The sequence below is a fragment of the Algibacter luteus genome, from assembly GCF_900141715.1.
Taxonomy (GTDB): Bacteria; Bacteroidota; Bacteroidia; order Flavobacteriales; family Flavobacteriaceae; genus Arenitalea; species Arenitalea lutea.
Genome location: NZ_FQYK01000002.1, coordinates 264,261 through 291,143 on the forward strand (window position 1 = coordinate 264,261; position 26,883 = coordinate 291,143).

A 26,883-nucleotide genomic window follows, 5' to 3' on the forward strand; every position below is an offset into this window, starting at 1 on the left:
TATGAAAAGTAGTTTTAATTCCATTTTAAAATCCAATCCCATTGTTTTAGTAGATTTTTTTGCAGATTGGTGTGGTCCCTGTAAAATGCTTGCGCCTATTTTAAAAGAGGTTAAGGAAGAACTTGGTGATACCGTAAAGATTGTAAAAATAGATGTAGATAAAAACGAAACTTTGTCTGCAAAATATCAAATTCGTGGTGTACCAACGATGCTCCTTTTTAAAAATGGGAAACAGGTTTGGAGACAATCTGGTGTTTTACAAAAAATTGATATCGTTTCCATTATAAACACTCATATATAAAGCCCTCATTCATGATGAAAATCATTTCATAACACCTATAATCAAATTATATTTATAGGTGAACTATAAATATATTTTGTCATGAAAAATTCATTTTACATACACCTTTTTATTTTAATTCTGCCCTTTATTTGTTTTTCGCAAAGCATAAAAAATATTGACTTTGTTGCGCCTTTTCAAGATAGTTTAGCAGCTGTTAAAAAGGATAACCAATGGGGGTTTATTGATACGAAGGGTGATTTAGTTATAAAATTTAGAGACGATTTAACTGTTTCTAGTTTTGAAGAAGGCGATTACCCTGCTTTTTCCGAGAACAGATGCCAATTTACAGAAGAAATAGAAGGTATAAAGTACTTCGGTTTTATCGATAAATCTGGAAAAACAGTCATTAAACCACAGTTTTTAAATACTTCTAATTTTAAAAACAAAATGGCCACTGTAATAAAAGTTAATACAGATACTATTGGATACAATAACATTTTAGGTAAACCTGTAGTTAAGCATGATTATTTTGAGGTTTTAATCAATACTGAAGGTAAAATTCTTGCTTATTTAACTCAAAAACCAAAACGTATTGTGCTTTCAGCAGAATTTGTTAAGAATTCACCCAAAATCACTTCAAAACTTTTAAATAGCAATTTAGTAGCTATCTGGAATGAGGACAAATCCTGGGATATTAATGAAGTAGTTTACATAGATTAAAACTGCTTTAAACTTAATTTAAAAGCTTATGAAAGCGAATTTAAATTTGGGCAACATTTCAAACATTAAAATACAAATACATTGGACCTTCTTTTTCCTTATTGTATGGATTGTTTTTGAGGAATTAAACAGAGGTGGAACTACAGCAAGTGTATTGTTTAATATCGCCTTAGTTTTTGCTGTTTTTTGTTGCGTGGTTTTGCATGAATTAGGCCATGCTTTAACCGCAAAACGCTTCGGAATTGGCACCAAAAGCATAACGTTACTTCCCATTGGCGGAATTGCAAGTTTAGACAAAATCCCTGAAGACCCTAAACAAGAATTGTTAGTTGCCATTGCTGGCCCATTAGTGAATATTATTATTGCAATATTCTTATACTTTTTAATTCCTATTCAAGACTTTACAAACAAAAATTTAGGAGAAGCCTTAGAATATCTTTCAAACTTCTCACTTAAAAATTTCTTGTTATATCTGTTTATTGTAAATGTTGCCATGTTTGTTTTTAACCTAATTCCTGCCTTTCCTATGGATGGCGGGCGGGTGTTTAGAGCACTTTTAGCACTGAAAATAAACCGAGTTAAAGCCACACAAATTGCCGCTAATGTTGGTCAATTTATAGCCGTTTTATTTTTGTTATTTGGATTATTGTTTAATCCCTTTTTAATATTCATAGCGCTTATTATCTTTTTAGGCGCTTATGGCGAAAACAAATATGTGCAAAGTATGATGTTACTTAAAAATCATACGGTAAACGAAGCTATGTTAAAAAACATTACCACATTACATCCTGAAAATACGGTTTCTGATGTGGTTGACATTCTTCTTTCAGGAAGTGAAACTAACTTTGTTGTGGTAAATAAAAATGGGGCTATTGAAGGGATTCTTTATCATGATGATATTATTAAAAATTCAAAAAACAGATCGGTACCTGTAAAAGAATTGATGACCAAATCATTTAAAACCATACAATTTAATAGTGATTTACCAAGCGCTTATCGAGCAATTACCAGCGAAAAACGTCCATTTATTCCAGTAATGAATAACAACAAACTGGAAGGCGCCATAGATTTAAATAATTTAAATGAATTTATAATGCTACGGGCTAAAATGGAGTATTAACAACAAAATATGCTAACATTTAAAAATTTCAATATCGCAGATTGGTTTTCATTTTACCGAATTTTAGCAGCACCATTATTAATAGCTTTAATTTGGTTTGATGAACGCCTAATTTTTACATGGTTTTTACTTGTTAGTTATTCTACCGACGCTATTGATGGTTTTTTAGCTAGAAAGCTTAAAATAACAAGTCCGAGAGGATCTCAGCTAGATTCGTTTGGAGATCAAATTACACTTGTTATAGGTTTAGTTGGATTGTATGTTTTTGAATCCCATTTTATAAAAACCAACCTCACTTTAATACTTATAGCCTTAACGCCTTATATGGTTCAAATGTTTATTGCATATTATAAGTATGGAAAAGCCACTGCATTTCATACCTATCTCGCAAAACTATCGGCAGTAATGCAAAGTGTATTTATACTTTCATCGTTGTTTTTTTCTCCAAATTACACCTTGTTTTACATCATGATTATCATTGGGTTGATAGAAACCATTGAAGAAATAGCCCTTATTTTTATGTATGATGTTTGGGCTGCTGATGTTAAAGGTATTTATTGGGCATTTAAAGACAAGCGCCGGTTTAAAAAAATAAAAAGGCATCGCAAAAACAAATAGGTATGGTATAATCTTTTCATCATTTCTTTAAATCCTAAATTCTTCTTAAATGTTGACTACCCTGACAATTATCATATTTAATACTACCATAAAGTAGTAATATTAAGTATTAAACCAAAGGTGATGATACGTAACTTAAGCATAGAGGATTGTTTGGCTATAATTGAATCAAATTATATTGGTCATTTAGCCTATGTGTTTGGAGAAAATCCCATTGTAATCCCCATTACCTATTTTTATTCGAAAACCGAAAAATTTATTATTTGTTATTCTTCCGCAGGACAGAAAATAGATGCTATGAGAAAAAACAACTTAGTCTCATTAAGTATTGATGAAATTGACTCGGTTAATCAATGGAGATCTGTTCAAGTTGAAGGTGTTTTCGAAGAGCTAGAAGGACCAGATGCCAAGTTCTATCTCCATGAGTTTACTCAAGGCATCATACAAATTATGGCAGATAAAGAACGAAAAAATGTAGAATTTATAAGTCAGTTTTCAAGCAAATTAGAAGCCGACGGTATTCCTATTGTATTTAGAATTAATAATCTTGAAATTTCAGGAAAGCAAAGGCAGTAACTAAGTTTACTCCACAAAACCCTTGAATTAAACTTACTTTTATTTTGATAGTTTTAATTAGTAAACCATGAATAAATATCCTGTTTTTCTAATCGTTTTTATTTTAGTGACTTCTTGCTTAAAAAACTCAGATTATATATTTCCTGAAAAGAAAGATTTAACGGAATCGGTTTATGCATCGGCAACTATTCAACCAGATAGCTTATACCAAGTATATGCTGCAGTTGGCGGTATTTTAGATGCTAATTTACTGGAAGAAGGCAGCTTAATTTCAAAAAACCAACCCCTCATTCAGATTATAAATAACACGCCTCAATTAAATACGCACAATGCAAAATTGGCTTTAGATTTGGCTAAAGAAAACTATAGCGGTAATGCCGCTATTTTAAGTAGTATAAAAGATGAAATTAATGCCGCAGAACTAAAATATATCAACGATTCTATTAATTACTTCAGACAAAAAAATCTATGGGATCAAAACATTGGTTCTAAGGTTGAATTTGATACTAAAAAACTAAATTTCCAACTGGCATTTAATAATCTACAAACGCTAAAAAGTAAATACAGCAGAACTAAAAACGAACTAGAAACCACCCTAAAACAAGCCACAAACAACTATAAATCTTCATTAATTAACACCAAAGATTTTACTGTTAAAAGCAAAATTGATGGTAAAGTATATGCACTCTATAAAAACCCAGGTGAAATTATTTCAACCTCAGAACCTTTAGCAGCCATTGGAAGTGCCAAGACCTTCATAATTGAACTTCTTGTTGATGAGGTAGATATTGTAAAAATAAATAAAAACCAAGAAGTGCTGTTAAGTTTAGACGCTTATAAAAACACGGTGTTTACCGGGAAAATATCAAAAATTCTTCCTAAAAAAGATGAACGCAACCAGACCTTTACCGTTGAAGCTTATTTTGACAATCCTCCGAATGTCTTATATCCCGGACTTTCAGGAGAAGCCAACATTGTAATTTCGAATAAAAAAGACATACTAACAATTCCTAAAGTGTATGTAATTGAAGGCGATAAAATTAAAACGTATGAAGGTATAATGACTATACATACTGGTTTGCAAAATATGGAATATGTTGAAGTTATTTCTGGAGTCTCCGAAAGCACCAAAATATATAAACCAGAATAATGACCAATTGGAACGTCATACTAAACATTGCAAAAACCCATTTGCTCACTAAAATAAAGCAAACGGCAACTGCGGCATTAGGTGTGACTTTTGGTATTGGTGCATACATCACTTTAGTGAGTTTTATGACAGGCTTGAATAGTATGCTTGACGATTTGATTCTAAACCAAACACCTCATATTCATATATATAACGAAATAGAACCTTCTAAAAAACAACCCGTTGCGACATACGATGCTTTTAAAAATAGTTTTAATGTGGTGCATTCAATCAAACCAAAGTTTAGTCAGAAAAAAATCCATAATGCCCTTCCAATCATCAATTATTTGAAGAAAGACGAAAACGTTAAAGGCGCCATTCCGCAGATAAAATCGAGCATATTTTATATTGCTGGACCTATAGAACTTGGAGGTAATTTAACGGGAATCCAACCGCTCGATGAAGCTAAACTTTTCAATTTTAATGACTATGTGGTTGAAGGTTCAACACAAAAACTTCACAACACAGAAAATGGTATTTTACTAGGTGCTGGAGTTGCAAAAAAAATGTCACTAACGGTTGGAGACCGTGTACAAATAAGTACCATAAAAGGCGATATTTTTCCTCTTAAAATAGTTGGTATTTACCAAAGTGGAATTGCCGATATTGATGCCATTCAAAGTTTTGCAAATCTTAAAACGGTACAGCGTATATTAGGCGAAGCCGAAAATTACATTACAGATATAAATGTGAAACTTCACAACATAGATGTTGCATTACCTATGGCACAACAAATAGAACAACAGTTTAATTTAACAGCCATAGATATTAATACTGCTAATGCCCAATTTGAAACAGGAACTACCATAAGAAATCTTATTACCTATGCCGTTTCTGTAACCTTACTTATTGTAGCCGGTTTTGGTATTTATAACATTTTAAACATGCTTATTTATGAAAAAATGAACGATATCGCCATTTTAAAAGCAACAGGATTTTCTGGTAAAGACGTACAATATATTTTTATGAGTCAAGCAATTATCATTGGCTTAGTAGGAGGTCTCATAGGTTTACTAATTGGTTTAATTTTTACTAACATAATAAACACCATCCCGTTTGAAACCGAGGCGCTACCAACTGTAGAAACGTATCCCATTAATTTTAATGGTTGGTTTTACATTATAGGCATCACATTTGCGATGATTTCAACATTTTTAGCAGGGTATTTACCTTCTAAAAAAGCTAAAAAAATAGATCCTGTAACGATTATTAGAGGACAATAAAGATGAGCACTGTACTTGAAGCAAAACATATTAACAAATACTTTAAAAAGCCTGTACTTTTTCATGTACTCAAGGACATAAATTTTAAAATTAATAAAGGGGAATTCACTTCCATAATGGGAAAATCAGGTTGTGGTAAATCGACTTTGCTCTACATTCTTTCTACAATGGATACCGACTATGAAGGCGAATTATATTTAAACAATGAGCTAGTTACCAATAATACCAGAGACCAATTATCGTATATAAGAAACAAACATATCGGTTTTGTTTTTCAATTTCATTATTTATTATCTGAGTTTTCTGTATTAGAAAATGTAATGCTTCCCGCTAAAAAATTAGGTGAAAAATCTTTTGAAGAAATAGAACACGATGCCATGCAAAAACTAAGTATTTTGCACATAGATCATTTGGCAAAAAAAAGAGCTTCTCGAATTTCTGGAGGCGAAAAACAACGAGTTGCTATAGCACGAGCCTTAATAAATAATCCGTCAATAATTATGGGCGACGAGCCTACAGGAAATCTGGATAGCCATAATTCTGATAATGTTTTTAATATTTTTAAACAGTTAAGTGACGAACAAGGACTCTCGTTACTCATTGTCACGCACGACGAAGATTTTGCAAAAAGAACCAACCGAATAATTACTATGGAAGACGGTAAAATCATTAGCTAAAAGGGCATGTTTTGCATTTTTTTGTTATGATTATTATCATTTTAATTGTATTTTTAAGATGCTACTTTTAGGTTGAAATTGTACACATCGCTTACACGAATGTCTATTTAATAATTTTAAAAATGGCTTTTATAGATTATTATAAAATATTAGGGCTTAGCAAAAATGCTTCAGAGCAGGATATAAAAAAGGCATACAGAAAACTTGCTAGAAAATATCATCCAGATTTAAACCCAAACGATAAAGTCGCTGAAAAAAAATTTAAAGAAATTAACGAAGCCAATGAGGTACTCAGCAACCCCGAAAATCGTAAAAAATACGACCAATATGGTAAAGATTGGCAGCATGCCGAAGCTTTCGAAAATGCAAAAAAACAGCAGCAACAATATCGAAGCAGTGGTGGGAGCCAACAATATTCGGAGTCTTTTAACGAGAGTGATTTTTCAGATTTCTTCGAATCTATGTTTGGCGGCAGATCTTCCAGACAGCAAGGTCGAAGCGTAAAATTTAGAGGGCAAGATTTTAATGCCGAATTACAACTTAATTTAAGCGATGTTTATAAAACACACAAGCGCACACTCACGGTTAACAATAAAAACATTCGTATTACCATACCTGCTGGTATAGAAAACGGACAGGTAATAAAAATTAAAGGGCATGGCGGAAAAGGTGTTAATGGCGGTCCAAATGGCGATTTATACATAACCTTCACCATAATTAATAATACTAACTTTAAACGCGATAAAAACAACCTTTACACAACAATTAACTTAGATTTATACAAAGCCCTCTTGGGTGGTGATGTAACTATTGACACCTTTGATGGTAAAGTAAAATTAATGGTGAAACCAGAAACCCAAAACGGAACACAAGTGAAACTTAAAGGAAAAGGATTTCCTGTTTATAAAAAAGATAATGAGTTTGGAGATTTGTATATCACCTATAACATCACGCTACCAACCCGCTTAAGTAGTAAAGAAAAAGATTTATTTAATGAGTTAGCAAAATTAAGATAGTCATGGATTCAAAAGAGCTCATATCAATTCAGCAAATATGTACAAGTTATAATATTCCCGCATCGTTTATTGATGCCTTACAGACTTACGAATTGATAGAAATCACTATCACAGATAAATCTAAATTCGTGAAGAGTAATCAAATTAGAACTATTGAAAAACTTATTCGTTTTCATTATGAATTAGACATTAATCTTGAAGGCATTCATGCCATTTCAAATCTACTTAACAAAGTTGAAAACCTACAAGATGAAATCAATATGTTACGAAATAAACTGAATTTCTATCGAGAAAACGAGAGTTTTTAAACCAACAACTTATTGATTATTATCATTTTAAATTCCATTTTATATTCGTATCTTAATGAGATAATAAACTATTACAAAAACCTAATTCATAAAACTATGGAAACCATAAGAACAAGTAAATTTTGTCAGAGTTGTGGTATGCCCATGAAAAAAGATCCACAACATGGCGGCTTGAATAAAGACGGCACTAAAAGCGCCGATTATTGTAGCTATTGTTATGTAAATGGCGAATTCACCTTTAAAGGTAATGCTAAGGAAATGCAAGCTTTTTGTAAAGAAAAAATGATTGAACAAGGGTCTTCAAAATTTCTAGCTTGGTTATTTACTAGAAGTATTCCTTGGTTATCCAGATGGCGCACCAAAGGCAAATAATCAGAATAATTTATTGAGTTTTATATCATTAACTCTTCATCTTATAAGAATACTTTACAAAATTTATTAAGCTTCCACAAGTCAATGACACACGTTAATGAAACAAATTGATATTATTAAACAATGGTTACAGGATTATCCCGTGGTTGCCAGTATTATAAAATACGTAATACTAGTTGCTGTTGTTTTATTACTTATTCAGTTTTTAAGACGCTTTCTAAGGAAAAATATAACCGAAACCACGGCACGTTATAAAACGCAAAAAGGTGTCGAAATTATTGGATACATTATTCTTATAATATTATCATTTTCATATTTCACTGGTAATATAAAAGACTTCACTTTAGCTATTGGTTTGTTTTCAGCAGGAGTTGCTTTTACACTGCAAGAACTCATTCTGAGCATCGCCGGATCTCTGTATATTTTCGTAGTTAAAGTCTATAAACCAGGAGATCGAATTGAAATTAACGGTATAAAAGGAGATGTTATTGATGTAGATAGTATTTACACCACCATGATGGAAATTGGCCAATGGGTAAGCAGTGATAATTACACCGGTAGAATTGTAAAACTTAGTAATGCTTTTGTGTTTAAAGGCCCTATTTACAATTATTCGCAAGACTTCCCTTTTATTTGGGACGAGTTTAATTTACCTATTAGATACGGATCGGATATTGATTTAGCCAAATCTATAGTTAAAGATATTGCTAGTAAAATACTCTCAGAATACACATCTAAATCTAAATTACAATGGCAAGACGTAGTGAATAAATATTACATTGAAGATGCCATAATAGACCCTACATTAGCGATAAAATTAACCGCTAATTGGATTGAATTTAATTTACGATACATAGTTGATTACAAAAAAAGAAGAATCACAAAAGATTTGTTAAACGATGCAATAAGAAAATCGTTTGATGCAACAAATAATAACGTGATTTTAGCTTCAACAACCATCGAACTTATTAAAATTCCTGAATTGAAGGTCGACATTAAAAATGAATCAAATTAATTAGTCACAACAAATGAAATATTTGTTCACTTTTAAAATTTATAAGATTCTTTATTAAACAAAAAACAAATGAAACTTGGCTTAGTCTTATCTGGCGGTGGTATTAGAGGCGCTGCACACCTTGGTGCGATTAAAGCGCTTGAAGAGCATGGTATATCACCAAACTATATCGCTGGCACAAGTGCTGGAGCCATTGTAGGCGCATTGTATGCCTATGGTTATAAATGGGATGATATCTTAACTTTTTTTAGTAAAACTCAAATCATAGACTTAAAAAAGTTCGCCATAAACAAACCTGGTTTTATCGATGCTGAGAAATTTTATTCTAGTTTTAAAACTTACTTAAAGCACGACGATTTTGGTAGTTTAAAAAAACATCTGAAAGTCACTGCTGCCAATATTTTAAATGGAAATCTTGAAGTTTTTGAAGCTGGTGAACTTATAAAACCTGTGATAGCTTCTTCGGCCATTCCTGGGCTTTTTTCACCTGTAAAAATTAACGATAATTACTATGTTGATGGTGGTGCACTAAATAATTTTCCTGTTGAATTACTTAAAGATACTTGCGACGTGATAATTGGTGTTTATGTTAATGGTTTTGTGCCAATAACTATTAATGAATTAAAATATTCACACAATGTTGTGGAACGCGCTTTTAAATTGAAACAGGTCAAAGAAGACCAATTGAAATTTAACGATTGTGATTTAGTGATCTATCCTAAAGAACTCAGCAAATACGGCACCTTCGACAAAAAACACCTTCATGAAATATTCGCTATTGGGTATGAAGCAGCAATGAAAGTTTTAACCAACAACACTGATTTTAAGAATACAATTTTCAAGAAATAACCTCCACCATTTAACAAAATTGCTTCTAATTATTTTTTAATCTAAAACATAGAATGAAATTTATCTAAGGTAACATTGGTTACGGAGTTATCCTCTAATATGATTTAAATTTGATATAGTTAATTTAATCCAAAGAAATCATGAATACCAATGAAATAGAAATAGATGAACAAGTGTTTTCAATGCCCAGAATTGGCGATAAAGCACCCGAATTTAAAGCAGTAACCACTCAAGGTGAAATAAATTTCCCATCAGATTACAAAGGCAAATGGACCATTCTTTTTAGTCACCCTGCAGATTTTACACCAGTGTGCACCTCAGAATTTATGATGTTTGCACATTTAGAATCTAAATTCAAAAAAGCAAACTGTAACCTCATAGGATTATCTATTGATGGTATATACAGCCATATCGCTTGGTTAAGAACCATAAAGGATAAAATTAAATTTAAGGGCATGAAAAACATTGAAGTTAAGTTTCCTTTAATTGAAGATATTTCCATGCAAGTTGCTAAAAAATACGGCATGATACAACCCGGTGAAAGTAAAACCCAAGCCGTAAGAGCCGTGTTCTTTATTGATCCAAACGGCATCGTTCGAGCAATTATTTATTACCCGTTAAGCTTAGGTCGAAATTTCGATGAGATTTTTCGAGCATTAATAGCAATGCAAACATCAGATAAATTTAATGTGGCGACTCCAGCAGATTGGAATCCTGGAGACGATGTTATCATTTCTCCTGCAGGGTCTTGTGGTGTAGCTGAAGAAAGAATGGCAGGTACCGATGATTTAGAATGTGAAGACTGGTTTTTCTGCACTAAAAAACTTGATAAAGATTTAGTTTTAAAAGAAGTATTAAAATCTTAAAAAATATGAAAAATACATTATCAGTATTAGCCATATTATTACTAGTATTTAGTTGTAATAATTCTAAGGATAAAAGATACTCTTCTGCTGAAAATCAAGTTGAAGCCAATCAACATCCAGGTAAAAAGCTAATGGAAACGAATTGTTATATCTGCCATAGCCCAACTGGAAGTCATGACGATAGAATTGGGCCGCCAATGATTGCAATTAAAAGGCATTACATAAACGACGGAACTAATAAAGAAGAATTTATTGCCGATATGCAAGCTTGGATAAAAAATCCAAATGCGGATGATGCTAAAATGTTTGGTGCTGTAAAACGCTTTGGTGTGATGCCAAAACAAGTATATCCTGAAGAAACAATCAAACTAATTTCTGAATATATGTATGACTATGAAATTGATCAACCCGATTGGTTTGATGACCATTTTAATGAACAACGCGGTAAAAATCAAGGTCAAGGTATGAGAAACGGCATGGGAAAAAACTACGGTATAAATAATCCACAAAATGAATTGAATTATCAAGATTTACCATACGGCGAACGAGGTTTAAAATATGCATTGGCAACGAAAACCGTATTAGGTAAAAACTTAATGGGCACTATTCAAAAAAAAGGAACATTAGAGGCTTTATCCTTTTGTAACGAAAGGGCTTACCCCCTAACCGACAGTATGGCCCTTGTACACAATGCCAACATTAAGCGTGTTTCAGATAAACCCAGAAATAGTAACAATCAAGCAAATGCAAAGAAAATAGCTTATATCAACACTTTCAAAAACAATATAAAAAATAGTGAAGAACCTAAACCCATTGTGGAAGAGATTAATACTAAGGTTCATGTATATTACCCAATTACAACTAATGCGATGTGCTTGCAATGTCATGGTAGCCCTAATAAGGATATGCAAAATACAACTTTGAAAAAGCTTTCTCTTTTATACCCAAAAGATAAAGCGATTGGATATGATGTTAATCAGGTAAGAGGTATTTGGAGTATAAGTTTTGATAAATAAGACGACTCTCAAATTCAATTTGGAAAGCATGATACTAAAATAAATCAACTTCATTTATAGTTAAAAAAAAAGTCTCATATCGATGCTTTTTATGTAACAAATGTAACGGAGCATTTCATTTTTATTGTTGAAATTTGAGTTATTATCTCATTACTAATAATCATGAAAAATATAAACCACTTTAAATTATTTATAATTTTTACTGTCTTTGCATCGGTCATGTTATTCATATCATGTAGTGAAGACCATAATAATGAAGAAGATTCTATTCCTATTTTAGAAGAAGAAGTTAATGAAGAAACAAGCTCTGAAACAGAATTAAATCAAGCAGATTTTGAAGCATTACTTTTTATGCTTGAAGAAGAAAAGTTGGCAAGAGACACCTATGAATATCTAGGAAATATTTGGGCTTTAAATCAATTTTCTAATATAAAATTAAGCGAAGAAACGCATATTAATCTTGTCGCCAATTTATTAGAGGTATACAAAATTGATTACAACTTATTACCCGCTGGTGAATTTCAAAATCAAAATCTTCAAGAATTATATAATCAATTTGCAATACATGGCAAAATAGATTTAGCAAATGCCTTACAAATTGGAGCTACCATTGAAGATTTAGATATCGTAGATTTAGAAAACTTCATTAATGTAACAACAAACACAGCAATTATAGACGTTTTTGAAAATCTGCAATGCGGATCTAGAAATCATTTAAGAAGCTTTATTACTTCTATTGAAAAGTCTGGAGGGACTTATACGCCTCAATTTTTAACAGAAAACGAATATAACCTTATAATTAATAGTAGTGGTGAACAATGTAAATTGTAAATATATAATGGCGTGTTTATACTACTACTTAACGTATATAGAATACATGGAAACATGAGAAAAGTAAACTGATGTGATGGTCAGTTTTTTGGTTGGTTGATAAAAGGCATTTATAAGAAATTATAAGTGCCTTTTTACTAAGTAACCTTTGTTACTAACTGCGTTAATCTCCTGGTTTACTTTTGCACTATAAATTAACAATTAATGAAAAAACTCTTTTATATACCACTTTTGATTTTAGGATTGCATTCTTCTGTAAGAGCTCAAGAATTAATTCCTATATCTAAAACTGAAGTCAGAACCAAAGTTTTAGAAAACAATATAAGTATTAAGATTTCGAATGAAGAATTTAAACAAGCGCGTGCAGATTACAGACAAACTAACGCGGTTTTTTTACCAAATATTACAGCGAGTCATACAGCTATAGCAACAACAAATCCATTAATGGCATTTGGTTCTAAATTAAATCAGGAAATTTTAACACAAAACGATTTCAATCCTGCTTTGTTAAATGATCCTTCTCAAATTGAAAATTTCGCAACTAAGCTAGAAATACAGCAACCATTAATTAATCTAGACGGCATGTTTCAAAGAAAAGCCTCTAAATCAAAAATGGAGGCCATGTCTTTGAAAACAGAACGCACACAAGACTATTTAGCGTTTGAAGTAGATAAAGCCTATATGCAGTTGCAATTAGCATACAAAGCGGTTGATGTTTTAGAAAAAGCCTTAGAAGCTGCCAATGCCAATAAAAAATTAGCTGATGATAGTTTTAAACAAGGCTATCTGCAACGTGCCGATGTGCTGAATGTTGAAGTTCGTGTTACTGAAGTGCAGAACCAATTACAAATGGCAAAAAGTAACGTGCAAAACGCATCAAATTATTTGTCTTTTTTAATGAATGATGAACGTTTTGTTGTTTACGTACCAACAGATGAATTAACTGTATCTGCTTATACTTTGGAAGATAAAACAGTTTCAGAAAACCGGTCTGATATTAAAGCCATGGAGTTAGCATCAAATGCTTATGACGCCATGAATAAAGCCGATAAAATGGCTTTTTTACCAAGATTAAATGCCTTTGGAAGTTATGAGATGTATGACGATCAAATCTTTCAAGCAGATGCTAATGGCTATTTATTTGGAGCACAATTAAGTTGGGATCTTTTTCAAGGTTCGAAACGTTTCGGTAAATCGCAAAAGAGCAAAGCAGAATACGAAAAATCTAAGTTAGAATATGAGCAGTATGTGTCGCAAAGTCAATTAGAATTAAATAAAGCAAAACGTGCATTTTTAGATGCTGAAAACAAATTAAAACTTACTGAATTAGCTTTACAACAATCGGATGAATCATTAAGAATACGAACAAACAGGTTTAAAGAAGGTTTAGAAAAAACATCCGATTTGTTAATGGCAGAAACACAATACGCGCAAAAGCAATTAGAATATTATCAAACCATTTTTGAATACAATTATACGCAAGCGTATTTACAATTTTTAACTAAAGAATAATTTTTAAAATGAAAAAAACATATACAATCCTAACACTTTTGGTATCACTAATATTAGCAAGTTGCGGAAACGAAGACAAAACTAACGTTGCGGATAATTCACTAGCAATTACTGTTAAAGTAAACCAAGTGGAAGCAAATGGAAATAGTCCGTTTTTATTAGCAAGTGGAAAAATACAAGCTAAAAATAGTGCCGATTTAAGCACTAGAATGATGGGTTACGTTAATAAAGTACATGTAAATGTTGGAGACCAAGTGCGCAAAGGACAATTATTAGTTTCCATTAACAATGCCGATTTACAAGCTAAAAAAGCACAAGTCAATGCCGGAATTACCGAGGCTACAGCTGCTTTTAATAATGCACAAAAAGATTATAACCGTTTTAAAAACTTATTTGCAAGCAATAGTGCATCACAAAAAGAAATGGACGATATCACCGCCAATTTTGAAATGGCTAAAGCGCGTTTAGAAGCTGCAAACCAAATGAAAAATGAAATTAATGCACAATTTACATACAGCAATATTTCTGCTCCATTTGATGGAATTATTACTAGTAAAAATGTAAAAGTTGGTGATATGGCAAATCCTGGAATGCCATTAATAAGTATAGAAACACCTGGTGTTTTTGAAGTGATGGCTATGGTACCTGAAACAGAAATTTCAAGCATTAAAACGGGAATAACTGTGGATGTTTTGGTGAAATCCATCAATAAAACTTTTAAAGGTAAAGTGACAGAAGTAAGTACTTCTGCAAAAAACACAGGAGGACAATATTTAGTAAAAATAGACTTAGACAAAACAGAAGCCAATATTTTATCTGGCATGTTTGCTACCGTACAATTTCCTGTAGAGAGAAAAGCAGCAACTGCAATAGTTTTAGTTCCGACAGAAGCTATTGTTAAAAATGGACAATTATCTGGAATCTATACGGTAAGCCAAAGCAATACAGCCTTGTTACGTTGGCTGCGTTTAGGCAGAACGTTTGGGAACCAAGTAGAAGTCTTATCTGGATTAAATGCAGATGAAGCTTACATTGTGTCTGCCCAAGGGAAGCTTTATAATGGTGCAAAGATAAGCCCATCCTCAATTCTTCCCAAAGGGAAAGAAGTCAAAACGGAATCAAACTTAAAAAAAAGTATTAATTAAAATTTACCCGTTCAGTTTTTCCCCCTTTGGGGAAATTAAAAGGGGCTTATAATTATGAAAGAAGGAATCGCAGGTAAAATTGCCAAAATCTTTATACAATCGAAGTTAACAGTTTTGTTAATGATTGTATTTATGGTTGTTGGTGTGTATAGTTCGTTTTTAATTCCGCGTGAAGAAGAGCCACAAATTGATGTGCCTATGGCAGACATTTTTGTAGGTTATCCTGGTGCAAGTCCGACTGAGGTAGAATCGCGAGTTATTAAGCCTTTAGAGCAACTCATTTCGAATATAAAAGGTGTGGAATATGTGTATTCTACGTCGATGAAAGAACAAGGCATGGTGATTGTTCAGTTTTTTGTAGGCGAAGATATTGAACGCAGTTTCGTGAAATTATATAACGAAATTAACAAGCACATGGATCAAATGCCCGCAGGTGTAACGTTTCCGTTGGTAAAAACTCGTGCCATTGACGATGTGCCTATGTTGGGTTTAACCTTGTGGAGCGAGAACTACGACGATTACCAATTAGGCCAAATGGCACAAGAGCTTGAAGCAGAAATTAAAAAGGTAAATGATGTGGCCATGACGCATAAAATTGGCGGGAGAAACCGCCAATTACGTGTGGTTTTAGATAAAGATAAACTGGCAGCAAGTGGACTAGATTTCTTGATGGTTTCTGAAATGATTAACGCGAACAACAGTCAATTAAATTCAGGGAGTTTCGATAAGAATGACACCGAATTTTTAGTAAATACTGGTAAGTTTTTAGAATCGGTTTCCGATGTAGAGAATTTGGTAGTTGGAGTGCAACAAAATCAGCCCATTTACTTAAAACAAATTGCTAAAATTATTGATGGACCTGAAGTACCGCAAAACTATGTGAGTTTAGGCTTTGGTAAAGGCAGTGTGAAAGCTTCGGAATATCAATCTGAATATCCTGCTGTAACTATTTCGGTAGCTAAAAGAAAAGGTGCCGATGCCATGAAAATTGCGGAAGTTATTATTGAGAAGATAGAACATTTACGCAGTAACTTAATTCCTGACGATGTTCATGTAGAAATTACTAGAAACTACGGTGAAACAGCATCTCATAAAGTATCAGAATTGCTCTTACACCTTATAGGTTCTATTATTGCCGTTACTATTGTTGTTATGCTAGCGATGGGTTGGCGCGGTGGTTTGGTGGTATTTTTATCCGTTCCAATCACGTTTGCTTTAACCTTGTTGAGTTACTATATGTTGGATTACACGCTAAACCGAATCACATTATTCGCTTTAGTATTCGTAACCGGAATTGTAGTGGATGACTCCATTATTATTGCCGAAAACATGCACAGGCATTTTAAAATGAAACGTTTGCCTTTTAAACAAGCTGCTTTATATGCAATTAACGAAGTAGGAAATCCAACGATATTGGCAACCTTTACTGTAATAGCGTCAGTTTTACCTATGGCGTTTGTATCTGGATTAATGGGTCCTTATATGGCACCAATGCCCATTGGTGCATCTATTGCCATGATATTATCCTTATTCGTGGCTTTAACAATAACGCCTTATTTGGGTTATATCTTCTTGAGAGAAAAGGATAAAAAAGGCGTTGCAGAGAAGCCTGAAAAAGCAATTGAGGACACGGCTATTTATAGGATGTATAATAAGTTTGAAAGACCCCTATTAGAAAGCAAAACAAAGCGTTGGATGTTTTTAGGTGGAACATTCCTGTTACTTATGGGCACCATGGTTTTGTTTTTTACAAAATCGGTTGCCGTAAAAATGCTGCCTTTTGATAATAAAAATGAATTCCAAGTAGTCATAGATATGCCTGAAGGCACAACGCTAGAAAGAACTCGCGTTGTAACTCAAGAAATTGCACAATATTTATCCACACGACCAGAAGTGGTGAATTACCAAAACTACATTGGAACCTCGGCGCCAATTACTTTTAACGGACTGGTGCGTCATTATGATTTACGTGGCGGTAGTAATATGGCCGATATTCAAGTAAATTTATTGGACAAAAAAGAACGCTCAGTACAAAGTCATGATATTGTAAAGTTACTGCGACCAGATATTCAAAACATAGCTTCAAAATATAATGCAAATGTGAAGTTAGTTGAAGTCCCACCAGGACCTCCAGTTTTATCAACGATAGTAGCTGAAGTTTATGGACCCGAATATGACAAGCAAATTGAAATAGCCAATAGTATAAAAGATATCCTGAAAAACACAGAAGATGTTGTGGATATCGATTGGATGGTAGAAGCAGATCAAACCGAATATCAATTCGAAATTAATAAAGAAAAAGCGATGTTATACGGAGTTGCGCCGCAGCAGATAGTTTATACGATGAACATGGCTTTATCTAACAGAATTCTAACCAACCTATATGACGAAGATGCCGTTAATCAAGTTGGATTATTGTTGGCTTTAGATGAAAAAGAAAAATCGACAATTTCTGATATATCACAATTAAAGGTGAAATCTAAACAAGGTAATATGGTGCCCATTGCAGATTTGGTAGCGATTTCAGAAACTAATACAGCAAAAAGTATTTACCGCAAAAACCAAAAACGAGTAGTCTATGTTATGGTCGATATGGCAGGTGAATTAGAGAGTCCCGCTTATGCAATTTTGGGGATGGAAGAAAAACTGAAAAACATTCCATTACCAAAAGGCTACGAGATTAACGAAATGTATTTAGGCCAGCCAGATTTTGAAGATGATTACTCTGTAAAATGGGATGGTGAATGGCAAATAACTTTGGAGGTTTTTCGAGATTTAGGCATTGCCTTTTTAGGCGCTATTATTCTCATTTATATTTTAATTGTAGGATGGTTTCAAAATTTTAAAGCACCAATAGTTATGATGGTTGCCATACCGTTATCCTTAATCGGAATTATTCTAGGCCATTGGCTTATGGGCGCATTTTTTACGGCTACCTCATTTATTGGAATGATTGCTTTAGCAGGTATTATGGTGCGTAATTCGGTATTACTCATTGACTTTATCAACTTAAGAACTGCTGAAGGTGTTCCATTAAAACAAGCAGCAATTGAAGCTGGAGCAGTGCGTACAACACCCATTCTATTAACAGCAGGAACCGTTGTAATTGGCGCCTTTGTAATCTTATTTGACCCAATATTCCAAGGATTAGCTATTTCCTTAATGGGAGGAACTATCGTATCAACAGTTTTAACCTTGTTGGTTGTGCCACTTGTTTATTATATGATAGAAAAGAAAAATTATAAATAATTAGTTTCTGAAAATATTTCAGAATGACAAAAATTTAACACAATGAAATTAGTCATCGTAACAGCAGTAGAACAATTTCAGAAAGATGTCTTGAAATTGTTTAAAAAAGCAAATATTGAAAACTTTAGTAGTTCAGAAATTGATGGATACAAAAATGGAACCTCATTATTAATGGCCTCTAATTGGTTTTCAGGTGAAAAAGGAAGTAATGAATCGAGCTTGTTTTTTTCTTTTACAGAAGACGAAAACATTGACGCCTTATTCCATTTAATTAAAGAATTTAATACAAACTTAGAAACTAATAATCCCTTAAAAGCGATTGTAGTTCCTATTGAAAAATTTATATAATCTTAAAAAACGAAGTAAAATGTTAAATACATATTTTAGAGTTATTGTTGGTTTTATGGTGCTATTAAGCGTGGTACTGACCGTTTTTGTGCATCCAAATTGGATTTGGTTTACAGTATTTATTGGTGTAAATATGATGCAATCGGCGTTCACAAAATGGTGTTTATTAGAAACTATTTTAACTAAAGTTTTCAAAGTGAAAAATTAATTATTTCCTTTTTAATTAAATTACGTAATGAATAGAGAGGTGCTTATTTAGCACCTTTTTTTTATGAGTCATGTATTTAAAATGAATGCCATAAATCAGACTTTTAAACCGGCATTTTACATGACAAAAATCATTTCAGAAAACAATTTTGAACAGTAATTTTATAGGATTAAAACAGGATGTTATGAAATCAATAATTTACGCAACCGATTGCAGTCAAAACAGTGCACAAGCATTGCGTTATGCCTATCGTTTCAGTTTAATTATGAAAGCAGATCTTCATGTTTTACATGTTTATGATTTACCACCAGTGAACCTTGCTGTTATTAATTCAAAAACCATATTGAAAAAACACATGCAAGACGAACAAAAGGATTTAGTGAAAAAATATTGTACCAAACATCTTAAAAATGAATTCCGCCAAAAGCCCATAATAATACATGCCATTCAAGGAGCTTCAATTACAGAAAGTATACTTTCGCTTTCAAAAAAAATTCATCCAGATTTGGTTATTTTAGGCATGAAAGATAATAAAAGTACTAGAGGATTCTTCTCAGGTAACATCGCTGATGTGCTTTTGCATAAAATTGATGTGCCATTACTTATTGTGCCTAATAATGTGAGTTACAATAGTCTTTCCACCATCATTTACGCAACCGATTTTGAAGAAAAAGATATTGATTCTATTATAAAACTTATTGAAATTGCTAAACCTTTTTCCGCACTTATTGAGGTGGTTCATGTTTATGAGCTACATAAAAATGAAGCCAAGGAAAACATGGAAAAATTCAAAAATAGAATTACGAAACTATCTGCATATCCCGAAATCATTTTCAACACTATAGCATCTGGCAAGGTAAAATCTGGACTTTTAAATACTGTTAAAAATGAAAATGCAGATTTAATCGCGATGTTAGAACGAAGTCAACCGAAAAAATTTAGTTTGTTTTTAGACAAAGATTTAGTTCAAGAAATGGAAGCATCCGTTTCCATTCCTGTACTTGCTTTTACATAAAAATTAAAATCAACAAAAATTACCTTTTAATAGCTCCCGACGTATCACCTTCCATTAAGCTTGTAACATTATCTACAGATACCAAATTAACATCGCCAGGAACTGTGTGTTTTAAAGCACAGGCTGCCGTTGCAAAACTTATAGCTTGTTGGTCGTTATCATAATGCAATAAACCATAAATTAAACCAGAAGCAAAAGCATCTCCAGTTCCAACGCGATCAATAATGTGCGTTATATTAAGCATTTCAGATTTAATATAATCCTTTCCATTCCATATTTTACCTTGTATTTGGTGATGGGAAGCACTTATGGTTCTTCTTGTTTTTCTAACCACTTTTTTAATTCTAGGGTGTCTTTTCATGAGTTCTCTTGCAGATTCTTGAAATTTACTCCCAGATTCTCCAAAACCAAACATCTCTTGTATCCCTCTACTGCTTGTAATAACGATATCACAATTTTTAGCTAATTCGGGAATTATTTCTTGCATGGTTTTTCCATACTTCCACATATTGCTTCGAGAATTAATATCACCGGAAACAGTTATTCCCATCTTGTTAGCAGTTTTTATAGCATCTAAACAGCACATCGCAGCGCCTTCAGAAATGGCTGGTGTAATTCCTGTCCAATGAAACCAGTCGGCATCTTTTAAAACATCTTCCCAATCTATCATAGAAGGTTCAATTAATGAGAATGCAGACCCTTCCCTTTCGTAAATCACCTCACTTGGTCTGTGCACAGCACCTTTTTCAAGAAAGTATTTCCCCATCATTTTATCACCATAAATAACATGTTCTGAGCTTAACCAATGTTTACGTAAAAATTGCGTGGCTGCTTTTCCCAATGCATTATCTGGAAAACGGGTTACATGAGCCGCTTTCATACCAAGATATGCACACGAAATAGCAACATTAGCTTCTCCTCCACCGTAAACTAGCTCGAAAGAACTTGCTTGAGAAAACTTTGAATATCCTGGTGGTGATAAACGCATCATAACTTCTCCGAATGTTATTAATTTTTTTGCCATACTTATTATTCTGTTTTTTTGTTAAATTTATATAAGTTACATGTTTAAGATATATGTTTTACCTCAATTTTCGACCATCAAATTTAAAAAACTTATTTTGCCAGTACCCGTGGCTTGCATTCCTATAATCCCTTCAGGACTATTAGCTTTATTTTTTTAATTAAAAAAGCACAATCCATCCATAATAAATAGCAAGTAAGGACAAGAATAAGATGCCTGCATATGTTAGCAGCTGTAACCTTTTATGTGGTTGAAGAACCTCAGGAAGATCACTGCTCATAACATTTTTTAAATTCATGTAGCCAACAATAGGTGCCAACACAAACGAAACTGCCGTAGCCACAGAAATAATTAATCCCATATTTGCGCTTAAGGCAAAAAGTACCACAATGCTTATAACCGCAAGAATTATAACTGCCATTGTATAATACTTTTTATCGGTATATGTATTGTTTTCACTCGCTAACTTATCAATAATATCAATACTTACTCTAGATATAGCGTCATGACAAGTTAAACAAGTGCTATACATAGTTGCAAAAGCAGAAACCGCAATAAAAATGTGCGCCCAACTACCTATGTGTGTTGTAAACAGTTGAATTACCTGATCTGCAAAAGTTACAGCTCTTCCACTTAATTCTGTACCAGAACCAAAAAGTGTCATAGCACCAATAACCATAAATAAAATTGCCAAAATTGTGGTCATCAAATAACCAAAATTAAACTCTTGAAGTGCTTCCCGTAAAGGCGGTTTAGTCGTGTTAATTCTATACTTTTCGACGCTCCAAAGGCTTAACCAACTACTTGCTTCAACGGCAGTAGGCATCCAACCTATTAAGGTAATAAGGAACAAAACACCTAATTCATCAAAAAACTGAGGCGGTTGAAAATTAGTTATTGGAGTTATTGGTCCTTTATTAATAACCAAAACCGTAGTCGCTAATAACGCTATAAACAAGATTGGAATTAAAAATTTTAAAGTGTTTTCCAGAAATTTGTACTTCCCAATGATAAGAATGGCACTGTTAAAAACAAACAAACCCAACGCAACGGTGCCAATAGAAACACCTTGAATTCCAAAAAGATTAATTACCAAACCAGCCGTAATAGAAACTAATGCAGCAGGAGTTGCAATTGATGTAGCCAAAGTTATAAGCGCATAAAGCCATAAAAAACCTCTGCCTCTATTACGATATCCTTCAATTATGCTTTTTCCTGTAACGTTGGTATAACGAATGCCGAACTCGAAAAACGGATATTTTAACACATTGGCTAAAATAATGGGAATAACCATGAGCCAGCCATATTGAGCTCCCGCTTTTGTTGATAATACCAAATGCGATGTACCAATAGCCATACTTGCAAACAAAAGCCCCGGCCCTAAGTTTTTAAGTAGTGTTTTAGTTTTATTCATAACGTTGAATATTACATTTGTCGATTTATTTTAAAATAAAAATACAATATCTCAACTATCATGACAATGCTAACATCAATAAAGCAGCTAAAGAAGCACCTACAATGGGTGCAATAACGGGAATCCACGCATAACCCCAGTCATTAGACACTTTATTTTTTATAGGAAGAAGGGCATGCATAATTCTTGGTCCTAAATCTCGTGCAGGATTAATAGCGTAACCTGTAGTTCCGCCTAAAGACAAACCAATAGACCAAACTAATAAAGCAACTGGCAATGCTCCCAATGAGCCTAAACCAATAATAGTTTGAGAATCACTAATTGTTGCATTTGTGAAATAGAGAATGGTAAAAATCAAAACAAAAGTACCAACTGCTTCACTTATAAAATTTGAAAAGGTATTTCTAATTGCTGGTGCAGTACAAAAAACGGCTTTTTTAGAATCACCATCTTCTGTCGCATCAAAATGGTTTTTATACATAAGCCATACCATAAAAGCCCCCAACATGGCACCAATCATTTGAGCAACAACATATAACGGTACCGATTCCCAAGGAAATTTACCTGCGATTGCTAAACTTATACTTACAGCCGGATTAATGTGCGCTCCACTATAAGGACCAGCAACTACAACTGCTACATAAACTGCCAATGCCCAACCCGTAGTGATGACAATCCAGCCACTATTATTACCTATTGTTTTATTCAATACCACATTGGCAACAACCCCACCACCTAATAAAATGAGTAAAGCTGTTCCAATAATTTCTGCTGCTAACGGAGTCATTTTTCTTAGTTTTATGGTTAAAATTTTGATTTAGTCCAATACTCTAAAGCATCAATGGCTTTATACCAACCTTTAATTTCATCTTCAATTTGCTTTCTTTCAGTAGCTGGATTAAAAGAAGTATCCGTTTGCCATATCTCTTGAATCTCTTCAGGGTTATTCCAATAGCCTACAGCTAATCCCGCTAAAAAAGCGGCACCCATTGCAGTAGTTTCTATTATTTTAGGACGCACAGTCACCGTATTTAAAACATCGGCTTGAAACTGCATGAGCATATTATTTACCGTTGCACCACCATCTACTCGTAGTTCTTTTATGGAAAGCCCAGAATCGGCCTCCATAGCTTTTAAAACATCCATAGTTTGGTAGGCTATAGATTCGATTGCTGCTCGTGCTATATGTGCATCTGTACTCCCTCGTGTTAGACCGAAAATTGTGCCTTGTGCTTGTTGATTCCAATGTGGTGCCCCTAAACCTGCAAAAGCGGGTACAAAATAAACACCATCAGAACTTTCAACTGAAGCAGCAAGTTTTTCTACCTCGTTTGAGGTTCTTATTATTTTTAAACTATCTCGTAACCACTGCACCACGGCACCAGCAATAAATATACTACCTTCAAGGGCATACTGTGTTTTTCCATTAATTTTCCATGCAACAGTTGTTAATAGATTGTTTTTTGAAACTATTGGTTTTTCACCAATATTCATAAGCATAAAACAGCCTGTCCCATAGGTATTCTTCACCATACCTGGTTTGGTACACATTTGTCCGAATAATGCCGCCTGTTGGTCGCCCGCGATTCCACAAATAGGGATATTGGCATCATAAAAAGTTGATTTTGTATGACCGTATACTTCACTAGACTGTTTTACTTCTGGTAACATACTTTTAGGAATGGTAAACAAGTCTAGTAAATCATCATCCCAATCCATGGCATTTATGTTAAACAACATGGTTCTTGATGCATTAGTAACATCGGTAACATGTTGATTGCCTTTAGTGAAATTCCAAATTAACCAGGAATCAATAGTTCCTAAAATTAAGTCGCCAGATTCAGCTTTTGTTCTTGCTCCTTCAACATGATCTAAAATCCATTTCACCTTAGTTCCAGAAAAATAAGAATCTATAACCAACCCTGTTTTTTCACGTATAACCTCACTTTTGCCTTGTTTTTTAAGTTCATCACAGTAATCAGAAGTTCGTTTATCTTGCCAAACAATAGCGTTATAGATAGGTTGCCCTGTGTTTTTATCCCAAACCACAACGGTTTCGCGTTGGTTTGTAATTCCTATAGCAGCGATGTTTTCAACATTCAACCCTTTTTTTGCAATGGCTTCTGCGGCTACGCCTGCTTGAGTAGACCAAATTTCATTGGGGTCGTGTTCTACCCAACCTGGTTTTGGAAAAAATTGTGTAAACTCTTTTTGAGCCACAGATACAATGCTTCCTTTTTTATTGAAAACAATGGCTCGCGAACTGGTAGTTCCTTGGTCTAAAGCAAGAATATATTTTTCCATTGTAATTAATTTATAGTTTTTAGCTGTTGGTAAAAAGTAAAGTTACTTTTAATTAATATTATTTATAAAACATATTGCTTCGCAATAGATTTAAACTCTTCAATTTGTTGTTGTTCCCAAATGGCATCTTTATTTAATTCTTCACTTAATATTTTGGCTACTATTGGAATTATTTCAAGAGTTGCCTTTGCATCTAAAAACAGAGTTCGAACACGTCTAGCAAGCACATCTTCAATAGTTCTTGCCATTTCATTCCGAATAGCCCAAACTACTTCTCCTTTTGTGAAAGGTAAGCTTTTATGTAATTGTGCACCTAATTCTGGATGTTTCTTAATTAGATTTTGAATGTTAGTTTCATCACTACCATATACATATTGATGCGATTTTTTTTCACTAGGTTTAATAGCTCCGTGAATTTTAATGGCTTTAGTCTCGCATGCTACCTTAGGTAATTTTCCAATAAAAATAGCTTTATTGATGGTATCTTGAGCCATGCGTCTGTAAGTCGTCCACTTACCTCCCGTAATGGTAATTAAATCTGAATCTGAAACAATTATTTTATGGCTTCTCGAAATTTCCTTTGTTTTTTCAGATTTATCTTTTGGTGCTGCTAATGGGCGTAACCCTGCAAAAATGCTCAATACATCCTCTTTTGCCAGTGTTTTGGTTAAATAATTGTTAGCTGTTGCGATGATAAAATCCACCTCCGCATCTAAAGCTTTTGGTTCTAAACTATGGCTATCTAAAAGGGTATCGGTAGTTCCAACCACAATTTTATTATGCCATGGTACCAGAAACAACACTCTGCCATCATTGGTTTTTGGAATCATAATAGCATCGTTTCCTGGCAAAAAAGATTTATCAATTACCAAATGAATACCTTGACTTGGGCGTACAATATCTTTTGCTTCAGCGTTATCCATTTTTAATATTTCGTCCGTAAAAACCCCAGTAGCATTTATAACAACTTTAGTTTTTAAAGTATAACTTTTATGAGTTTCAGCGTCTTCTGCAACCACAGCGTTTACCACGCCCCTATCGTTTTTTAGAAGCTGTTTTACTTTGAAATGATTTAAAACTGTTGCTCCATGTTCTATACAAGTTTGAGCAATATTTACAGCCAATCGCGAATCATCAAATTGCCCATCATGATAGACGACACCACCTTTTAATTTGCCATTTTTAATCGTGCTTAGCCTTTTTAACGTTTCTTTTTTACTGATTCTTGTTGATTTACCAAAACTTAATTTTCCCGCTAAGGCATCATATATTTTAAGACCAATAGTATATTTCAAATTATCCCACCAATTATAATTAGGTATGATAAAGGATTGATTACTCACTAAATGCGATGCGTTTTTTAAAAGTAATCCTCTTTCATATAGGGCTTCTTTAACCAAGTCTATATTGCCTTGAGCTAAATATCGCACGCCACCATGAACCAGTTTAGTGCTGCGGCTTGAAGTCCCTTTCGCAAAATCTACTTGCTCTAAAAGCAGGGTTTTATAACCACGGGTAATGCTATCTAGGGCAACGCCTAATCCTGTAGCACCCCCACCAATAACAATCACATCCCAATTAGAATTTTCTTCTAACTGCTTTACTAATGTTTCTCTTTTAAAAATAGTATGTTCTTTCAATATTCTATAATGAAGTGAATTTGTCTCCTTAATAAATTAATTTTTCTTTTAACTAAATACATATATCGTTATTTACTTATTCTTTGACATAATCAAATTCAACTATAATTAAACTTTGATTACATAAAACCCGTTTAAAATAAAAACTATTCAAGACCTTGACAATTTAAGAAGAATTATATAGATAATACAATCTTTGTCATTCACTACCATGATTACATTGCTTGTGTGATTAATATAGAAAATAAAGCAAAAATCTATAAAAACAAAAAACACCAATAATTGAATCATTATTGGTGTTTTAGTTTACTTACTGAGAAGTTTGTCGGGTAGACAGAATTAATT

The 26,883-nt window shown here is 33.2% G+C and carries 27 protein-coding genes; 22 read left to right on the top strand and 5 right to left on the bottom strand.

Annotated elements, in window-relative coordinates; translation table 11 throughout:
* Position 1 precedes the first annotated feature (1 nt).
* The 22 genes from trxA to BUA46_RS04760 all read left to right on the top strand — a co-directional run bounded on the left by trxA (position 2) and on the right by BUA46_RS04760 (position 20,156).
* The gene (trxA, locus tag BUA46_RS04655) at positions 2–301 is read left to right on the top strand and encodes a thioredoxin (protein WP_019387597.1); all 300 of its coding nucleotides are present in this window, start codon (positions 2–4) and stop codon (positions 299–301) included.
* Positions 302–382: 81 nt separating this feature from the next.
* Complete coding sequence (locus tag BUA46_RS04660; RefSeq protein ID WP_019387598.1) at positions 383–1,003, top strand: WG repeat-containing protein; 621 nt, start codon at positions 383–385, stop codon at positions 1,001–1,003.
* Between the two features lie 28 nt (positions 1,004–1,031).
* Positions 1,032–2,123 carry a site-2 protease family protein gene (locus BUA46_RS04665; protein ID WP_019387599.1) on the top strand — a complete coding sequence of 364 codons (1,092 nt, stop codon included), beginning with the start codon at positions 1,032–1,034 and terminating at the stop codon, positions 2,121–2,123.
* 9 nt (positions 2,124–2,132) lie between these two features.
* The gene (locus BUA46_RS04670; RefSeq protein WP_019387600.1) at positions 2,133–2,741 is read left to right on the top strand and encodes a CDP-alcohol phosphatidyltransferase family protein; all 609 of its coding nucleotides are present in this window, start codon (positions 2,133–2,135) and stop codon (positions 2,739–2,741) included.
* Between the two features lie 123 nt (positions 2,742–2,864).
* A complete protein-coding gene (locus tag BUA46_RS04675; protein ID WP_019387601.1) occupies positions 2,865–3,317 on the top strand; it encodes a pyridoxamine 5'-phosphate oxidase family protein in 453 nt (150 codons plus the stop codon).
* Between the two features lie 67 nt (positions 3,318–3,384).
* Positions 3,385–4,467, top strand: a complete 1,083-nt coding sequence (locus BUA46_RS04680; protein WP_019387602.1) for an efflux RND transporter periplasmic adaptor subunit — start codon at positions 3,385–3,387, stop codon at positions 4,465–4,467.
* Positions 4,467–5,729: an ABC transporter permease gene (locus BUA46_RS04685; RefSeq protein WP_019387603.1), complete on the top strand. Its 1,263-nt coding sequence runs from the start codon at positions 4,467–4,469 to the stop codon at positions 5,727–5,729. Before BUA46_RS04680 ends, BUA46_RS04685 begins: the two co-directional genes overlap by 1 nt.
* Before the next feature lie 2 nt (positions 5,730–5,731).
* On the top strand, positions 5,732–6,406 hold the full coding sequence (locus BUA46_RS04690; protein WP_019387604.1) for an ABC transporter ATP-binding protein: 675 nt from the start codon (positions 5,732–5,734) through the stop codon (positions 6,404–6,406).
* Between the two features lie 122 nt (positions 6,407–6,528).
* Positions 6,529–7,422 (top strand): DnaJ C-terminal domain-containing protein, encoded by an 894-nt coding sequence (locus BUA46_RS04695; protein WP_019387605.1) that lies wholly within the window; start codon positions 6,529–6,531, stop codon positions 7,420–7,422.
* Between the two features lie 2 nt (positions 7,423–7,424).
* Complete coding sequence (locus BUA46_RS04700) at positions 7,425–7,730, top strand: chaperone modulator CbpM (protein WP_019387606.1); 306 nt, start codon at positions 7,425–7,427, stop codon at positions 7,728–7,730.
* A gap of 96 nt (positions 7,731–7,826) precedes the next feature.
* The gene (locus tag BUA46_RS04705) at positions 7,827–8,102 is read left to right on the top strand and encodes a zinc ribbon domain-containing protein (protein ID WP_035106256.1); all 276 of its coding nucleotides are present in this window, start codon (positions 7,827–7,829) and stop codon (positions 8,100–8,102) included.
* Between the two features lie 97 nt (positions 8,103–8,199).
* Positions 8,200–9,117, top strand: coding sequence for a mechanosensitive ion channel domain-containing protein (locus tag BUA46_RS04710; protein WP_019387608.1), 918 nt, complete (start codon positions 8,200–8,202; stop codon positions 9,115–9,117).
* Positions 9,118–9,186: 69 nt separating this feature from the next.
* A complete protein-coding gene (locus BUA46_RS04715; protein ID WP_019387609.1) occupies positions 9,187–9,966 on the top strand; it encodes a patatin-like phospholipase family protein in 780 nt (259 codons plus the stop codon).
* A 140-nt stretch (positions 9,967–10,106) separates the two neighbouring features.
* The gene (locus BUA46_RS04720) at positions 10,107–10,832 is read left to right on the top strand and encodes a peroxiredoxin (protein ID WP_019387610.1); all 726 of its coding nucleotides are present in this window, start codon (positions 10,107–10,109) and stop codon (positions 10,830–10,832) included.
* Between the two features lie 5 nt (positions 10,833–10,837).
* A complete protein-coding gene (locus BUA46_RS04725; RefSeq protein ID WP_019387611.1) occupies positions 10,838–11,848 on the top strand; it encodes a Tll0287-like domain-containing protein in 1,011 nt (336 codons plus the stop codon).
* 162 nt (positions 11,849–12,010) lie between these two features.
* Positions 12,011–12,679 carry a DUF2202 domain-containing protein gene (locus tag BUA46_RS04730; protein WP_019387612.1) on the top strand — a complete coding sequence of 223 codons (669 nt, stop codon included), beginning with the start codon at positions 12,011–12,013 and terminating at the stop codon, positions 12,677–12,679.
* Between the two features lie 204 nt (positions 12,680–12,883).
* A complete protein-coding gene (locus tag BUA46_RS04735; RefSeq protein ID WP_019387613.1) occupies positions 12,884–14,191 on the top strand; it encodes a TolC family protein in 1,308 nt (435 codons plus the stop codon).
* 8 nt (positions 14,192–14,199) lie between these two features.
* Complete coding sequence (locus BUA46_RS04740) at positions 14,200–15,336, top strand: efflux RND transporter periplasmic adaptor subunit (RefSeq protein ID WP_019387614.1); 1,137 nt, start codon at positions 14,200–14,202, stop codon at positions 15,334–15,336.
* Between the two features lie 54 nt (positions 15,337–15,390).
* Positions 15,391–18,585, top strand: a complete 3,195-nt coding sequence (locus BUA46_RS04745; protein ID WP_019387615.1) for an efflux RND transporter permease subunit — start codon at positions 15,391–15,393, stop codon at positions 18,583–18,585.
* Positions 18,586–18,627: 42 nt separating this feature from the next.
* A complete protein-coding gene (locus tag BUA46_RS04750) occupies positions 18,628–18,933 on the top strand; it encodes a hypothetical protein (RefSeq protein WP_019387616.1) in 306 nt (101 codons plus the stop codon).
* A gap of 19 nt (positions 18,934–18,952) precedes the next feature.
* A complete protein-coding gene (locus BUA46_RS04755) occupies positions 18,953–19,141 on the top strand; it encodes a YgaP family membrane protein (protein ID WP_026010044.1) in 189 nt (62 codons plus the stop codon).
* Positions 19,142–19,325: 184 nt separating this feature from the next.
* Positions 19,326–20,156, top strand: coding sequence for a universal stress protein (locus tag BUA46_RS04760; protein ID WP_019387618.1), 831 nt, complete (start codon positions 19,326–19,328; stop codon positions 20,154–20,156).
* Between the two features lie 19 nt (positions 20,157–20,175).
* Here BUA46_RS04760 and BUA46_RS04765 read toward each other — a convergent pair whose 3' ends face one another.
* The 5 genes from BUA46_RS04765 to BUA46_RS04785 all read right to left on the bottom strand — a co-directional run bounded on the left by BUA46_RS04765 (position 20,176) and on the right by BUA46_RS04785 (position 26,538).
* A complete protein-coding gene (locus BUA46_RS04765; protein WP_019387619.1) occupies positions 20,176–21,180 on the bottom strand; it encodes a sugar kinase in 1,005 nt (334 codons plus the stop codon).
* Between the two features lie 160 nt (positions 21,181–21,340).
* Positions 21,341–22,594: an NRAMP family divalent metal transporter gene (locus tag BUA46_RS04770; protein WP_019387620.1), complete on the bottom strand. Its 1,254-nt coding sequence runs from the start codon at positions 22,592–22,594 to the stop codon at positions 21,341–21,343.
* Between the two features lie 58 nt (positions 22,595–22,652).
* Positions 22,653–23,381, bottom strand: a complete 729-nt coding sequence (locus BUA46_RS04775) for an MIP/aquaporin family protein (protein ID WP_019387621.1) — start codon at positions 23,379–23,381, stop codon at positions 22,653–22,655.
* 17 nt (positions 23,382–23,398) lie between these two features.
* Entirely contained in the window at positions 23,399–24,898 is a 1,500-nt protein-coding gene (gene glpK, locus BUA46_RS04780; protein ID WP_019387622.1) for a glycerol kinase GlpK, read from the bottom strand.
* Between the two features lie 62 nt (positions 24,899–24,960).
* Complete coding sequence (locus BUA46_RS04785) at positions 24,961–26,538, bottom strand: glycerol-3-phosphate dehydrogenase/oxidase (RefSeq protein WP_019387623.1); 1,578 nt, start codon at positions 26,536–26,538, stop codon at positions 24,961–24,963.
* Positions 26,539–26,883 lie beyond the last annotated feature (345 nt).